Raw genomic sequence first — 13,531 nt, forward strand, 5'->3', positions numbered from 1 at the left:
CATTGAATACGCGAAACTTTCCCCTTGCGGGAAAGCGCGCATTCTACGGACGATGGCTCACGCCGGCAAGATGCCCGCCAACAGCCGCCTGGCCTCGGCCGGGCTGCCCGGCGCCAGCCAAGCCGCTCCGGCATGGGCATCCCGCAAGTCAGACAGCGCCAGGCGGCGGCGGCCGTAGCCGCGCCACATCCACAGCAGCAGCGAGTCTCGCGAAAACAGCGCGCCGCGCAGCGTCTCGCGGTTGCCGTGCGCCAGCGCCTCCCGCCTCCAGGCCCGGCGCAGGCTGCGCCGGACGATGCGCCAGGCCAGCAGCGAGCGGGGATAATCCAGCCAGATCACCAGCTCGGCGCGCGGCAGCAAGCGCTCCAGCGCCGACGCGTAGCTGCCTTCCGCCACCCAGCGCGGCTGAGCCGCCAGCGTCGCCACATCGGAGGAGAACGCATCGCGCCGCGTCCAGCCCGGTCCCCAGAACAAGGCGTCCAGCTCGGCCAGCGGCGCGCCCGACGCGGCGGCCAGCCTGGCCGCCAGCGTGCTCTTGCCGGCGCCGCTGCCGCCTATGATCAACACCCGGCCGGGCAATGAAGCGGTCATTGGTAATGCGCCGCCGCGCGCTGGATTTTGCCTGCCTCGTCCAGCCACAGCACTTCGGCCGCCAGGCCGCGCGCGCCGCGGTAATGTATGGTCAGCGAATCGGTTCCGGTCAGCGTGGCCAGATGCTCGAAACGCAGGTCCGGCAGCCGCCGCAGCGCCTCCGCCCAGTAGGCGGCCACTGCCGGCTTGCCCTGCAGCCGGCCGGACGCTTCGCCGGCCATCTCGGCGATGTACGGCGAACTCATTTCGAAATCGTCGCGGTAATGCGCCAGGATGCGCGCCAGATCATGGCTGTTCCAGGCGTCTATCCATTCCCGCGCCAGCGCCTCGGCGAATGTCTTGTCCAGCATCGGCGTGACCTCTTCAGACGCGGGCTTAAGCGCCCAGCAGCGTGGATGGATGGGCGGCGCGCCTGGCGCGCGGCAGCACCTCGGGCAGATAGATGGTCTGGATCGCGTCCAGCTTGCCGTGCGCCTCCCAGTGCGCGCGGCTTTCCCAATGCTCGACCAGCACGAACACCTTGGGATCGGCCTCGGAATGGTAGGCCTCCCACAACAGGCAGCCGGGCTCGGCCAGGCACAGCGGCCGCATCCGCGCCAGCGCGGCGGCGATGGCCGGCGCATCGGCTTCCGTTATCGCCTCCAGGGTCACAATCAGGGGAAACATTGTTTTCTCCATTGCGATCAATCAATCTGGCCAAATCTCGGCGGCGAGATCAAACACTCAGACAGGCGGCAGCCCTCCGCCCATCTCAATAGAACTCCATCTTCACCTCGCGGCGCCACCCAGAAATCGTAGGCGCCCGGCTTGCAATGCCGGACCATCAGAATCCTGCCCTCATGCTCGACGATTACGCCTGCCGCGATCCTATGTTTCATAGCGCCTCCAAAACCGATCAGCATAACATCGGCAAAATCGCATTGGAATATTCAAGCCCGCCGCCGCACGTTTTTCCAAGATCGCCGGGCGAGGCGCCGCTTAAGCTCGGGCTTCCACACCCAACAAAGGAAACCGCCATGGCCCTGAAAGCCGCCTTCATCTTCATCGCTCCCCACGGCGACCCTCAACGCCATCGCGCCCTCACCGCGACGCCGGAAGTGGAGGTCATCACCCTCGCCGTCTCCAGCTACCGCCAGGCCGGCGAAGTCGCCCGCGAATTGGCCGAGCAAGGCTGCGCCGCCATCGAGCTGTGCGGCGGCTTCGGCCACCAGGGCGTCGCCATCGTCGCCGCCGCGGTCGGCGAACTGGCCGCGGTCGGCGCGGTGCGCTTCGATCCTCACCCCTTGCTCGGCCACCGCTCCGGCGACAAGCTGGCCTGAACGTCGGCCAACGGAGAATAAAACAGGGATAGCGCCGGATCGCGCAGCAAACGCGCCGGCGGCTGCCCGCCGAAGGCCAGCGCGTCGCGGTGCAGATGGGATTGGTCGCAATAGCCATGCTCCCAGGCCAGCCCGGCCAAGGCCGGCCGCGGCTGGAACGCCGCGTCGCGGAAAAACTTCTCGAACCGGCACAACCGGTGAAACAGCTTGGCGGTCACGCCCTGGCTGGCATGGAAGCGGCGGGACAGGCCGAACCGGTCCACGCCCTGCTCCGCCGCGTATTCGCCCAGCGCGAAGCCGGCGCTGTCGGCGAACATCCGCCGCGACAAGCGCCGCATCCGCTCCAACTCGGGCTCCGCCCGCAGCCGTCCGCGCAGGAAACGGCCAGCCAGCTCGCATTGCTCGTCGAAATCGGCCCGTTCGATTCCCGCCCGCAAACTGTGCGCCTCCGGCCACGCGCGCACCGGCGGCGTGACGCGGTCCACCAGCTGAGACAGGGGAAGCGAACAGAATTGCGGCAACGCGCCGGCGTGGAAACGGATCACGAATACCGGCCGCTCCGGCCGCGCGATCCGCAGCATCCGCCTGCGGGGACACAGCAAGCCCGCCGAGCCATCCGCGCCCAGCCACAGCTCCGCGCCGGTGCCCGGCAACAACGTCAGGACCGCGGGATCATCCGGCCCGAAACAATAGCGGCGGTAACTGTGTATCCATGGCTCCAGCCCTGGATCGGGCCTGCGTTGTTGCGACTGCATCGGCGATATCCAGAAAAAACCGCGGCCATTCTGCTACAGCCCCAACCGGCCCCGCTTGTATAAATGTGATGCTCAGGCCCGGTAGACGATCAGCGGAATCGCCTGTTCGTCCGGATGGACGCCGGCGTGCACGCCGGCGAGGCGCAGCGTCTCCTCTCCCGGCAGCGTGTCGCGCAGATTCCAGCCGGGCTTGGCGATCAGCGCCGCATCGCCGCAGCGGCGCGCCAGGTCCGGATGCGCCGGCCCCGGGCCGAACGCGCCGGATGTCCGCAGCTCGCGGCTTTCCACCACCCAACAGGCATGGCCCAGCCGCTCCCGCGCCAGTTCGATGAAGCGCGCGGCGCAACCCGGTTTCAGATGACAGTAAGCCAGCCGCGTCTCGCCGGACAGTGGTCGCGCCAGCAAGCCGTACAGTTCCGGGTCGGCGTCCAGGTCCAGCCATTGCGCGTCCGGCGCGGCGACGAAGCCATGATCGGCGATCGCGACCACCGCCGCGCCGCAACGTTCGGCCTCGCCCAGCAGCGCGGCGAAAGCGGCGTCGATTTCCGCCAGCAGCGTCCGCGCCGCGTCGGAATCCGGCCCCTGCTCATGCATCAGCGTGTCCAGCTGCGGCAGGTACAAGTAGTGGAAGGCCGGCTGCGGGTCGGCCAGCCGCCGCGCCAGCCGGGCGAAGCCGTCGGCCATTCCCCCGCGGTAGGCGACGCGCTCCGCGCCGCCGGCATGGTGGCAGCTGCATGGGGAATAGGCGATGAAGTCCGGCAAATAAAGGAACGCCGGCCGCGACAGCCGGTCGAACAGCGGCCGCGCGCGGTACAGGGTGGCCGCGCGCCGCGACTCCTGCCCGCCGGCGTCGGCCGGGTGGCGGGCGTACAGGGGCAAGGGCGCGATGATTTCCTCGCCATGCAGCTGATGCCAGCCAATCAGGCCGTGCTCGGCCGGCGAGCGGCCGGTCAGCACCGTGGTGACGGCCGCTGCGGTGGTGGGCGGAAACACGCTGCTGATCGTCGCGCGTTGCAATGCGCGCAGGCGGCTGTTCGGCCCCAGCCGCCGCAACTGGGCGTCGCCCAGCCCGTCGATCAGGATTAGGCAGACGTGGCGGTGGCCGCCGATGCCGGCCAGCGCGCCGGACGCCAACGGCGCATGGCCCAAGTCGGGTCCGCCCAACTCAAGGCTAAGCGTCTGCATCAGATTGAGCAGCCCGCCGCCCTGGTAGTCCGGCCATGCCGCGCCGGGGCACAAGGAAGCCAGATCGGCCATCGCAGCCCTTCCGGGAAAGGTAAGAAACCCCATTCTCGGCAGCACGCGGCGTCGCGTCAACGCGTTGCAGCAACAATTCGACAATTGTCATTAACATAGAATTTACATTCAATAACAATCTGATACAGTTGGCCGCCGCTCAAACCAGTATGCTGCAAGCCATCAGTTTTTTACCGGAGATAGCCGCATGAAGCGCGCATTTGTCATCATTTCCCTGAGCCTGGCTGGATTGGCCGCGACGGCTCAGGCAGACACGTCCACCATCGTCGGCGGCGCGCTGGGCGGCGCCGCGGGCGCGGCGGTAGGCGAGGCCGTGGGCGGCCGCAACGGCGCCATCATCGGCGGCGCGGTGGGCGGCGGCGCCGGCGCGGCCATCGGCCACGATTACGGCCGCAAGCCGGAACCGCGCGAAGAGCGCAGCTACCGCAAGCGCCAGCACCGTCATCACCACCATGGCCGCGGCTACCATTGCCCGCCGGGCCAGGCGAAGAAAGGCCGCTGCTAAGCGCGCCGCTGCAAAGAAAACGGGACGCCAAGCGTCCCGTTTTTCATTGTTCTCCCGCTATCCATCCCGGCCAGCTCCGGCATCATCCGCGCCGGGATCCGGCATGAACCAGTCGTCGCCGAAAATCTCCGCCGGGTGCTGGGTGCGGCTGCTGCCGTTGCCGCAAGCCATGTCCGAAGCCGGGCAATACTTGTCGCAACCCCAGCAGATGCGCTCTGGATGGCGGGGATGGAGGGGAAACTTCTTGGCGGTGCCGGGGACGGAGGGTCGCATGTTCGCATTGTGCGGCCGCTGCCATCCATCGGCATTGATCTGGAATAAGGCTAGCGCGCCGACACAATCGCCGGCTTCAAGCCCGCCAGACTGTAAGGCGCGGGTTGCCAGGCGTAGCCGGCGCCGTCGCGGCGGACATAGCCCAGGCCCGGAAAGCGGATGTGGGCGGCGCCCACCAGCCAGCCCTCTCGCGCGGCTTCGTCCATCCGCGCCAGCCGCTGCTTGGCGGCCGCCTTGGCCTCCACGTCGAAGCGTATGGTCACGCCGGGCTTGGCAAACTGCACGTCCTGCGCGTGGATCAAATCGCCCCACAGCACCATCTTCTTGCCTTCGCTCTGCACCTCGTACAGCGTGTGCCCCGGCGTATGGCCGGCGCCCGACACCGCGCGGATGCCGGGCAGCAGCTCCGTCTCGCCGTCGAACGGCTTGAGCCGGCCAGCCTCGATGTAGGGCCGCAGCGCCGCCTCGGAATCGGCGAAGGAGTGGCGCTCTTCCTTGGCCACTTTGCCGGCGTTGGCAGGATTCAGCCAGAAATCCACGTCCCGCTGGCTCACCCGGATGTCGGCGGAGGGGAACATCCGTTTGCCTTGCCGCGTCAGGCCGCCGGAATGGTCGGCGTGGATGTGGGTCAGCAATACCGTGTCGATGTCTTCCGGCCGGTAGCCGGCCGCGCGGATGCTGTCCAAGAGCTGGCCGCCGGCTTGGCCGAACAGGTCGCCGGCCCCGGTGTCCACCAGCGCCAGATGGCTGCCGGTATGGATCAGGAAGGCGTTGATCGAGGTTTCCGCCTGCGTGCCCAGATGGGCCTGCGCCAGCCGGCGCGCGGTGTCGGCCCGTGGATTGTGCAGCAACTGGTCCAGCGGAACGGCCACCGTGCCGTCGGACAGCGCGGTCACTTCAAAAGAACCCAGCATCATCCGGTAGAATCCCGGCGCCTGGACGCGCACCTGCGCCGGCGGGGACAGCTCGGCCGCCAGGGTCGGCGCGGCGGCGGCGCCGGCCAGGGCGATGGCCAGGGGCAGCAGGCGGATGGCGCGGGCGGCGGCATGGTATGGTGTGGACATGAAGCGCATGGGGTATTCCTTTCCGGGCGGGGAGTTCAAGTGTCCCGATGATGCAGCGCCCGGCCATGCCATTCAAATCGATTGGAATGATGATGAGTATCAGGGAAAAAGATTTCCGCGGCGTGGACCTGAACCTGCTGGTCACGCTCGCCGTGCTGCTGCGCGAGCGCAGCGTGTCGCGCGCCGCCGCCTGCCTGCATCTGGGCCAGCCGGCGGTCAGCGGCGCGCTGGCTCGGCTGCGGGAGCTATTCGACGACGAATTGCTGGTGCGGGTGCCGCAAGGCATGGCGCCCACCGCCCGGGCGCTGGCCTTGCAGGCCGAACTGACGCCCTTATTGGAGCAGCTGCAAACGCTGCTGTTCGCCGCGCCCGCGTTCGAGCCGGCCTCCGCCACCCGCTCGTTCTCGCTGGGCATGAGCGACTGGGTGGAAATCTGGCTGGCGCCCAAGCTGCTGCCGCGGCTGCGCGCGCTGGCGCCCAAACTGCGCGTCGCGCTGGAAACCACCGACCCGTTCACCGGCAGCGCGATGCTGGAACAGGGCCGGATGGAGCTGGGCGTATCAGTGTTCGTCCCCGGACCGGCCTGGCAGCAGACCCGGCCGCTGCGCTCGATGGGCTTCGCCGTCGTCTACGATCCCAAGCAACTGCCGCTGTCCGCGCCGCTGAGCCTGGACGACTACCTCGCCCACGAACACGCGCTGGTCAGCTACCGCGGCGCGCGCCAGGGCACCGCGGACCGGGCGCTGGCCGAGCGGGGCCTGTCGCGCGTGGTCAGCCACACCGCCTCCCGCTTCGCCTCGCTGCCGCCGCTGCTGAAAGCCCTGCCCTTGCTGGCCACCGTGCCGGAAGCGCTGGCCGACGAATGGGCCGCCAGCCACGGCCTGCGCGCCAGTCCGCCGCCGCTGGAACTGCCGCCGTTCACCGTCTCGCTGATCCGCCACGCCGCCAGCGGCGGCGACCCCGGGCTGGACTGGCTGGAAGCGCAGATACTGGACATCGCCGGCCGCTGAAAACGCCGGCCCGCTACAACGCCACCGCCAGCCAGCCCCACATCGCCAGCAGCAGGATATTGGACGCCAGGAAGGCCAGGAAACGGTGTATCGGGTGATTGTAGGAAAGATGGATGGCGGAATGCGCGACGCGCGCCGCCACGTAGCACCAAGCCAATCCCAGCGGGACGGGCCCGGCCAGATTCTTGGCGATGACGATGGCGCCGAACACGTAGAACAGCACCGGCGCCTCGAACAGATTGGAGAAATTCCGCGCCAGCTTCAGCTCGCCGTCCGGCGGCGCGTCGCCCTGCATCAGCCGGTAGTAGCTGCCCTTCACCCGCCCCGAGCGGGCGTTGGCGAAACGGCAGCCGCCGAGGCGAACGCCGACGAAAAAGGTCAGCAATACCAGCGCGAACATCGGATAGATCATCGCTCTCTCCTTGTGGAAACTGGCCGGCGTTTCAATCCAGGCGCGCCACCTCGCCGTTGTGCGGCGTAGCGTTCTCGTGAAACAGGTCTTCCAGGTATTGCCCCAGATCGCTGGCCGCCAAATCATTGGGAATGATGAAATCGGCCGGACGGCGCTTGCCGTCCCCGCCGCTCCAGAAGGCCCGCCAGCCTCCCTCTCGCCGCTCCACGGCCAAAACCTGGCCGTAGACATTGAAACGCAGCCGGCCCGGGGCCGCCTGATCGGCGCGCGCTGGGACGGGGGACGCCGCCGCCAAGCCGCTTTCTTGCGATCCTCGCCAGTGGAAACACAGCGTCTGGCTGCCGTCGTCTTCCCGCCATGCCTCGCCGCGCGCCATCCCGGCTTTGCACAACACCCGCTGCGAGGCCAGATTCTCCTCCGCCACGGTGGCGATGATGTGGCGCAGCCCCCACTCTGTAGCGGCATGCTCTATCATCGCCGCGGCCGTTTCGCTGGCCAGGCCCCGGCCCCAGTGGGCTGGCAGGAACGCGTACTTCAGCTCCGGCTCAGCTTTGCCGCCCGGGTGCACCAGACCGCAAAAGCCCAGCGTGGCGCCATCGCCGCGGCTGACGACGGCGAACATGCCATAGCCGCGCGCGGCGTAATTGCGCCGGGTCGTCTCCAGCCAACGCCGACAGTCCGCCCGGGTCAACGGATGGCCGTCGCCTACCCAGCGCATGGCCGCGGCGTCGCCATACACCGCCAGCAGCGCGTCCATGTCGAAATCGCGCCAGCGGCGGACGATCAGCCGCTCGGTATGAAACAGAATGTCTGATTGCGGATCCATCATGCCCCCATGATGCGGCGCCGGGTCAGAACAACGCCTTGGCCAGCGGCTGGAAACGGTCATTGACCTCGCCGGCCAGCTCTTCCTGATCCGGATTCAAGATGCGCGCCGTCTGTCCGGCCGAGAAATCGATCTTGGCCAGGTCGACCCGCAGCAGATTGGGGCTGCTGGCCAGCTCGAAGAAGTATTGCTTGTCCGAAAGATCCGCCACCGTGCGGTATTCGGTGTCGTAGGTGGAGCCCGGCGTCTTGTATGGCGCGTTGAACGGCACCGAGACATTGCGCGCGATGGACAGGATGGACGCCACCGCCTGGCGCTGGCTTTGCGGCTCGCGCAGCGTATCGAGGAAATAATTGGCGCGGATGAAGCGGTCCACCGGATTGACGTTGCCTGGCAGCGGCGTCTGGCGCGTGGCCTGGGAGAAGTCCCACTTCTTCAGCTCGGCCAGTTGCCGTTCGTAGGGCGGATCGTTGGTCAACACACGGTATTCACGGCCGTGGTAGATGCGCGGTTTGCCATCGACATACTGGATCAACGCCGAATCGCCGCTGGCGTCTTCAATCGCCAGATGCAGCGACGACTTGAAGCCGGCGTATTCCACCATCACCGGCTGGATGGCCTTCATCGCCTGCAGCGCCTCGCTCACCGTGGCCGCGTTGTCCAGCAGATACTGGCCCCATAACCCGGCTTGCACGCCCTGCTTGCCCGGCTCGCGCGCGCCGTAGTCGGTTGCGGTGAGAAACAGCAGATGCATGGCCAGGCCTTTTTCATTGACGCCATCCACCGCGCCGACGCCGTAGGCCGACGTCACCACGCTGCCGTGCTTCGATGTCCAGCGCGCCGGATTATCCTTGACCACGGTAGCCGGCCCCAGCTTGCCGCCGTCGCGCGCCATGCCGCGCGGCAGGATCAGCAGCCTGGGTTGGGTGGACTCGGACCAGTCCATGGAACGGCTGGCCACCACCGCCTGTTGGTTGGTATTCCACAAGGTGCGGGTACAGGCGTCCGCAATGGGCGACCACAGCGCCAGCGAAGCGGTCGACGAAATCAACAGGCCATGCAAAGCGGCTTTTCTTTTCATTTCATCCCCTATTCCATAAATTTATCAAAGTCTTATGGACAACACTGCGCCAATCAAGGTTCCGCGCGCGGCGCGCAGAAACGGCACGTGTTGTGGCTCGGACAGAAGGAAGAAACGTGGAAAGGCGCTGGCAGGATGAAAATCCGGCGGATGCGGCATTGCCCTCTATCCTATCAATACAATATGCCCATTGAGCGAAATAGAGAATCAGCTTGATAAAACAAAAGGGCAAGCCATCCTGGCTTGCCCTTGCTTGTCGGCGGTCGGCTATTTATTGCGGCCGCTGCTTGAAAAAGGTCATCGGCGCGGAAGCCGGGATCTCGCTCGGCGGCGGCGACTTCAGAATATGCTTCTTCATCTTGCCCATCACGTGCATCTCGCAAGGCCGGCACTCGAATTTCAACGTGTAGGTCTCATCGCCGGACTTCAGGATCATCGGATCGGCGCGCACCTGGCCCATCACACCCTTCACCCCCTTGGCCTGCTTCGGGCACAGGTTGTAGGAGAAGCGCAGACAGTGCTTGGTGATCATCAGACTGACCTCGCCCTCTTCCTGGTGCGCCTCGTAGGCCGGCTCGATCACTTCCACGCCGTGCTGCTTGTAGAAGTCCCAGGCCAGCGCGTTGTAGACGTTGGCCAGGTAGCTGAGCTCCTTCTGCGGGAAGACTGCCGGCGGCTCGACGGCGGCCTTGCGCTCGGGGCGGACCCAGGCGGCGGCGCGCGTGGCTTCCAGCTTTTCCGCCGCGTCGCGGCGCAGGCCGTTGATCACCGAGGCCGGCACGAACCACGGCTGGCTCAGATTCAGCGCGACATCGTGCGCCTGGAACATGGTGTTGCCCAGCTTGGCGGCGGCGTCGCGCAGGCTCTGCTCGGCGCGGGCGGCGTCCTTGGCCGGCTCCAACGCCAGCTCGGCACGGGCGCTGGCGGTACAGCCGTCGGCGTCGGTATACGTCAGCTCCAGCCCGTCGGCGGTTTCGGACAGCGAGGCCCAGACGCCGACGCGGCGCTCGGCCGATTTCTTCAGCAGCGCCAGCTCCCAGGCGTGGTCGCGGTTGCGGCTGATGTCGACGCCGGGCTTCAGCCCTTGCAGCGCCGCCGGGTCGTTAGGCTCGCAGCGCCACAGCAACAGCCCGCCTTCGGCCTTGCCCACCTGCTTGACGGTGTTGAGCTGCATGCCCACCACTTCGCGCTTCTTCATGAAGTTGATGCCGTCGCCGTTGGACATCTGCTCGCTGGTGGCAATCTCCAGCCAGGCGTCGCCGACCTTGTGCACCGTGCCTAGGCCGACGCCGACGAACTTGGGCGAATCGAAGGCGCCGATGTCCTGCTTGCGGCCGGTGGCGAAGTAGTCGGTGGCGCCGCGGTGGAAGGTCTTGTCCGGGTCCGGCGTGAAGTAGATTTCGCTGCTGCCGCTGGCGGCCGGCGCCAGTTCCGGGCGACGCTCGAAGATCTCATCCAGCAGCAGGCGGTAATGGGCGGTGATGTTCTTGACGTAGGACACGTCCTTGTAGCGGCCTTCTATCTTCAAAGACCGCACGCCGGCGTCCAGCAGCGCTTCCAGATTGGCGCTCTGGTTGTTGTCCTTCATGGACAGCAAATGCTTGTCGAAGGCCACCACGCCGCCCTTTTCGTCGGTCAGCGTGTACGGCAGCCTACAGGCCTGCGAGCAGTCGCCGCGGTTGGCGCTGCGGCCGTTGTCGGCGTGGCTGATGTAGCACTGGCCGGAGAAGGCCACGCACAGCGCGCCGTGGATGAAGTATTCGATGGCGGCGGAATCGGCCACCCGGTCGGCGATCTTCCGGATCTGGGGAATGGTCAGCTCGCGCGCCAGCACGATCTGGCTGAAGCCGGCGTCGGACAGGAAGCGCGCCTTGTCGGCGTCGCGGATGTCGCACTGGGTGGACGCGTGCAGCTGGATCGGCGGCAAGTCCATCTGCAGGATGCCCATGTCCTGGATGATCAACGCGTCGACGCCGGCATCGTACAGTTGCCAGATCAGCTTGCGCGCGCCTTCCAGCTCGGCGTCGTGCAGGATGGTGTTCAGCGTGGCGAAGATGCGCGCGTGGTAGCGGCGGGCGAAGGCGGTCAGCCCGGCGATGTCCTCCACGCTGTTGCAAGCGTTGTGGCGCGCGCCGAATGACGGCCCGCCGATGTACACCGCGTCGGCGCCGTGCAGGATGGCTTCGCGGCCGATTTCGGCGGTTTTGGCGGGCGACAGCAGTTCGACTTGGTGCGGCAGCAGGCTCATGGCGGTTCCGGGCTGATCGATGGGTACGATGCGTGGTTGGGTGGGGGCGGAATTATAACGGAATCATGGGCTTATAGATAGCAGCCGATTGCATTGCCCCGTTCTAGGTGCGACTACTTAAAATACTGTATCCAGATTGCTTGCCTTCGCGGCGGCTGCTACTCCGAAGAGTATCGGGGCACGGCCCCGTCCATAGCAGCGAGTCCCTCATGTTCAATTCCCTCACCATCGCCCGGCGCCTGGCTGTCATGGTCTGCGCGCTGCTGACCATTCCCCTGCTGGTCGGCTGGTACGGCCTGCACACCCAGGAAGGCATACTCGGCGACTTCGCCACCACCTACAACGACCGCGTGGTCTGCCTGAAGCAACTGAAAATCGTCGGCGACGGATATGCTGTAGGCATAGTCGACAACGCGCAAAAGCTGCGCAACCAGAGCCAGACCGCCGCCGGCTTCCTCGCCAATCTGCACAAGGCGCAACTCGATGTCAGGCAGCAATGGGGCGATTACCGCGCCACCTATCTGACCCCGGAGGAAAAGGGGCTGGCCGACCAGGCCGAGGCGGCGATGGCCAACGCCAACCGCAGCGTCGACAAGCTGCGGCAGATCGTGCAGAGCGGCGACGCGGCCGCGCTGCAGCATTACGTCGATCGGGAAATGTACCCGGCGCTGGACCCGGTGTCGCAGCGCATCGCCGCGCTGGTGGACCTGCAGCTGCGGGTGGCGGCGGAGGAATTCGCCCAGTCGCAGCAGCGCGCCGCCTTCAGCCACGCCGCCAATATCGCGCTGATCGCCGTCGGCGTGGTGGTGGGCTTTCTCTTGGCCTGGGTGATCGTGCACGGGCTGTTGTCCGAACTGGGCGGCGAACCGCGCGACGTGGTGGCGCTGGCCGAACGCATCGCCGAAGGCGACTTGGGCCAAAAGCTGACGGTGAAGCCGGACGATCATCACAGCGTCGTCGCCTCGATGGCGCGGATGCAGAGCGCGCTGATCCAGCTGGTGCGCAATATGCAGGACATCACGCTCAGGCTGTCCAACAGCGCGACCGAGCTCGCCGCCGCGTCGGAACAGGTGGCGACCAGCGCCGAGGAACAAACCCGCGCCGCGTCGTCGATGTCCGCCTCGGTGGAACAGCTGTCGGTCAGCATCTGCTCGGTAAACGACACCGCCTCCGACGTGGCCAAGGATTCGGTGTCCAGCGGCGAGCTGGCCCATCAGGGCGAGACCATCATCGACCAGACGCTGCAGACGATAGGCCGCGTCGCCGAGCAGGCGCGCTCCTCGCAGCAGCAGGCAGACCTGATGGGCAGCCGCTCGCAGGATATCGCCAATGTGATCCAGGTGATCCGCGACGTGGCCGAACAGACCAATCTGTTGGCGCTGAACGCGGCGATCGAGGCGGCGCGCGCCGGCGAGCAGGGCCGCGGCTTCGCCGTGGTGGCCGACGAGGTGCGCAAGCTGTCGGAACGCACCGCGCAGTCCACCACCGAGATCAGCGGCAGCATCCGCGAGATGCTGGACTGCAGCCAGCACGTGGTCGACAACATCCACCACACGGTCGACCAGATGGAAACCGGGCTGACCCAGGCTAGCAGCGCCCGTGAGGCGATCACCGGCATCGCCGGCAATGTGGACCGGGTCAAAGGCTCCTTGTCCACCATCTCGATCTCGCTGAACGAGCAGCAGCAGGCCGGCACCAGCATCGCCGCCAATGTCGAGCAAGTGGCGCAGATGTCGGAGGAAACCAGCGCCGCCGCGACGCAAACCGCCGAGGCCGCCGGCCAGGTGGAACAGATGGCCGGCGCGCTGCAGGCGGCGATCAGCCGCTTCAAGTTGCCAGCCGGCGGCCAGCCGCAAACCTCGGACCGGACGCCGCAATCGTTGACCGCCACCGCCTGGCAAGCCTGAGCGCGGCGGCCGGCCGCAATACTTGCTCGCGCAGCGCCAAGTGGCGCCGGGCGGAATCAAGCGACTTGCCGACAGCCGACGCACCTTTCCTCCGGGGAGGCCCGCCTCTCCTTTGAACCTTCCTCTCTCGTTTTGGCCCGCCTCGAGCGGGCGTCTTTCTTATTGCGAATGGTGCATTGCAACATCCGCAATCCGAACATCGCTATTCCATTCAGAACATTGATGACTGGTATTTCACTGGTTTATTTTCATAGTCAATCATCCATCATTCCAAACCCATCAC

At 66.6% G+C, this 13,531-nt stretch carries 15 protein-coding genes; 4 read left to right on the forward strand and 11 right to left on the reverse strand.

The genetic code is table 11. From position 1 onward, the window contains the following. Positions 1-57 precede the first annotated feature (57 nt). From ACX17K_RS14340 to ACX17K_RS14350, 3 genes are read right to left on the reverse strand one after another with little or no spacing between them, the layout of a single operon-like run. On the reverse strand, positions 58-591 hold the full coding sequence (locus ACX17K_RS14340) for a P-loop NTPase family protein (RefSeq protein WP_493775326.1): 534 nt from the start codon (positions 589-591) through the stop codon (positions 58-60). Continuing rightward, positions 588-941: a nuclear transport factor 2 family protein gene (locus tag ACX17K_RS14345; protein ID WP_493775327.1), complete on the reverse strand. Its 354-nt coding sequence runs from the start codon at positions 939-941 to the stop codon at positions 588-590. Before ACX17K_RS14345 ends, ACX17K_RS14340 begins: the two co-directional genes overlap by 4 nt. Positions 942-966: 25 nt before the next feature. After that, positions 967-1,257 (reverse strand): putative quinol monooxygenase, encoded by a 291-nt coding sequence (locus ACX17K_RS14350; protein ID WP_493775328.1) that lies wholly within the window; start codon positions 1,255-1,257, stop codon positions 967-969. A gap of 350 nt (positions 1,258-1,607) precedes the next feature. Here ACX17K_RS14350 and ACX17K_RS14355 point away from each other — a divergent pair, with 350 nt between their 5' ends. Beyond that, the gene (locus tag ACX17K_RS14355; RefSeq protein ID WP_493775329.1) at positions 1,608-1,910 is read left to right on the forward strand and encodes a DUF6506 family protein; all 303 of its coding nucleotides are present in this window, start codon (positions 1,608-1,610) and stop codon (positions 1,908-1,910) included. Here ACX17K_RS14355 and ACX17K_RS14360 read toward each other — a convergent pair. Then, entirely contained in the window at positions 1,868-2,665 is a 798-nt protein-coding gene (locus ACX17K_RS14360; protein ID WP_493775330.1) for a helix-turn-helix domain-containing protein, read from the reverse strand. The genes ACX17K_RS14355 and ACX17K_RS14360 overlap by 43 nt on opposite strands. A 72-nt stretch (positions 2,666-2,737) precedes the next feature. Continuing rightward, positions 2,738-3,922, reverse strand: coding sequence for an alkaline phosphatase family protein (locus ACX17K_RS14365; RefSeq protein WP_493775331.1), 1,185 nt, complete (start codon positions 3,920-3,922; stop codon positions 2,738-2,740). A gap of 187 nt (positions 3,923-4,109) precedes the next feature. On the opposite strand from ACX17K_RS14365, the gene ACX17K_RS14370 reads away from it, so the two are divergent. Beyond that, positions 4,110-4,427, forward strand: coding sequence for a YMGG-like glycine zipper-containing protein (locus ACX17K_RS14370; protein WP_231150369.1), 318 nt, complete (start codon positions 4,110-4,112; stop codon positions 4,425-4,427). Positions 4,428-4,484: 57 nt separating this feature from the next. Here the strand turns inward: ACX17K_RS14370 and ACX17K_RS14375 are convergent, their stop codons facing one another. Together ACX17K_RS14375 and ACX17K_RS14380 are read right to left on the reverse strand one after the other, a co-directional pair. After that, entirely contained in the window at positions 4,485-4,700 is a 216-nt protein-coding gene (locus ACX17K_RS14375; protein WP_493775332.1) for a DUF3079 domain-containing protein, read from the reverse strand. A 50-nt stretch (positions 4,701-4,750) separates the two neighbouring features. Next, a complete protein-coding gene (locus ACX17K_RS14380; RefSeq protein ID WP_493775333.1) occupies positions 4,751-5,773 on the reverse strand; it encodes an MBL fold metallo-hydrolase in 1,023 nt (340 codons plus the stop codon). 83 nt (positions 5,774-5,856) lie between these two features. Here ACX17K_RS14380 and ACX17K_RS14385 point away from each other — a divergent pair, with 83 nt between their 5' ends. Next, complete coding sequence (locus ACX17K_RS14385; protein WP_493775334.1) at positions 5,857-6,774, forward strand: LysR substrate-binding domain-containing protein; 918 nt, start codon at positions 5,857-5,859, stop codon at positions 6,772-6,774. A 13-nt stretch (positions 6,775-6,787) separates the two neighbouring features. Here ACX17K_RS14385 and ACX17K_RS14390 read toward each other — a convergent pair whose 3' ends face one another. The 4 genes from ACX17K_RS14390 to ACX17K_RS14405 form a co-directional block, all read right to left on the reverse strand. Further along, positions 6,788-7,186: an MAPEG family protein gene (locus ACX17K_RS14390; RefSeq protein ID WP_493775335.1), complete on the reverse strand. Its 399-nt coding sequence runs from the start codon at positions 7,184-7,186 to the stop codon at positions 6,788-6,790. A gap of 31 nt (positions 7,187-7,217) precedes the next feature. Further along, on the reverse strand, positions 7,218-8,012 hold the full coding sequence (locus tag ACX17K_RS14395) for a GNAT family N-acetyltransferase (protein ID WP_493775336.1): 795 nt from the start codon (positions 8,010-8,012) through the stop codon (positions 7,218-7,220). 25 nt (positions 8,013-8,037) lie between these two features. After that, entirely contained in the window at positions 8,038-9,093 is a 1,056-nt protein-coding gene (locus ACX17K_RS14400; protein ID WP_493775337.1) for a linear amide C-N hydrolase, read from the reverse strand. 271 nt (positions 9,094-9,364) lie between these two features. Continuing rightward, complete coding sequence (locus ACX17K_RS14405; RefSeq protein ID WP_493775338.1) at positions 9,365-11,341, reverse strand: peptidase U32 family protein; 1,977 nt, start codon at positions 11,339-11,341, stop codon at positions 9,365-9,367. 209 nt (positions 11,342-11,550) lie between these two features. Between ACX17K_RS14405 and ACX17K_RS14410 the strand changes: the two genes are divergently transcribed. Then, entirely contained in the window at positions 11,551-13,248 is a 1,698-nt protein-coding gene (locus ACX17K_RS14410; protein ID WP_493775339.1) for a methyl-accepting chemotaxis protein, read from the forward strand. Positions 13,249-13,531: the final 283 nt, after the last annotated feature.

It is taken from the genome of Chromobacterium sp. INPA-IVC, assembly GCF_059047085.1.

Excerpts from the sequence above, each read along its gene's own strand:
- ACX17K_RS14365 (WP_493775331.1), bottom strand. The coding sequence starts at position 3,922 with ATGGCCGATCTGGCTTCCTTGTGCCCCGGCGCGGCATGGCCGGACTAC.
- ACX17K_RS14340 (WP_493775326.1), bottom strand. The coding sequence starts at position 591 with ATGACCGCTTCATTGCCCGGCCGGGTGTTGATCATAGGCGGCAGCGGC.
- ACX17K_RS14345 (WP_493775327.1), bottom strand. The coding sequence starts at position 941 with ATGCTGGACAAGACATTCGCCGAGGCGCTGGCGCGGGAATGGATAGAC.
- ACX17K_RS14360 (WP_493775330.1), bottom strand. The coding sequence starts at position 2,665 with ATGCAGTCGCAACAACGCAGGCCCGATCCAGGGCTGGAGCCATGGATA.
- ACX17K_RS14405 (WP_493775338.1), bottom strand. The coding sequence starts at position 11,341 with ATGAGCCTGCTGCCGCACCAAGTCGAACTGCTGTCGCCCGCCAAAACC.
- ACX17K_RS14380 (WP_493775333.1), bottom strand. The coding sequence starts at position 5,773 with ATGCGCTTCATGTCCACACCATACCATGCCGCCGCCCGCGCCATCCGC.
- ACX17K_RS14395 (WP_493775336.1), bottom strand. The coding sequence starts at position 8,012 with ATGGATCCGCAATCAGACATTCTGTTTCATACCGAGCGGCTGATCGTC.
- ACX17K_RS14355 (WP_493775329.1), top strand. The coding sequence starts at position 1,608 with ATGGCCCTGAAAGCCGCCTTCATCTTCATCGCTCCCCACGGCGACCCT.
- ACX17K_RS14400 (WP_493775337.1), bottom strand. The coding sequence starts at position 9,093 with ATGAAAAGAAAAGCCGCTTTGCATGGCCTGTTGATTTCGTCGACCGCT.
- ACX17K_RS14350 (WP_493775328.1), bottom strand. The coding sequence starts at position 1,257 with ATGTTTCCCCTGATTGTGACCCTGGAGGCGATAACGGAAGCCGATGCG.
- ACX17K_RS14410 (WP_493775339.1), top strand. The coding sequence starts at position 11,551 with ATGTTCAATTCCCTCACCATCGCCCGGCGCCTGGCTGTCATGGTCTGC.
- ACX17K_RS14390 (WP_493775335.1), bottom strand. The coding sequence starts at position 7,186 with ATGATCTATCCGATGTTCGCGCTGGTATTGCTGACCTTTTTCGTCGGC.
- ACX17K_RS14375 (WP_493775332.1), bottom strand. The coding sequence starts at position 4,700 with ATGCGACCCTCCGTCCCCGGCACCGCCAAGAAGTTTCCCCTCCATCCC.
- ACX17K_RS14370 (WP_231150369.1), top strand. The coding sequence starts at position 4,110 with ATGAAGCGCGCATTTGTCATCATTTCCCTGAGCCTGGCTGGATTGGCC.
- ACX17K_RS14385 (WP_493775334.1), top strand. The coding sequence starts at position 5,857 with ATGAGTATCAGGGAAAAAGATTTCCGCGGCGTGGACCTGAACCTGCTG.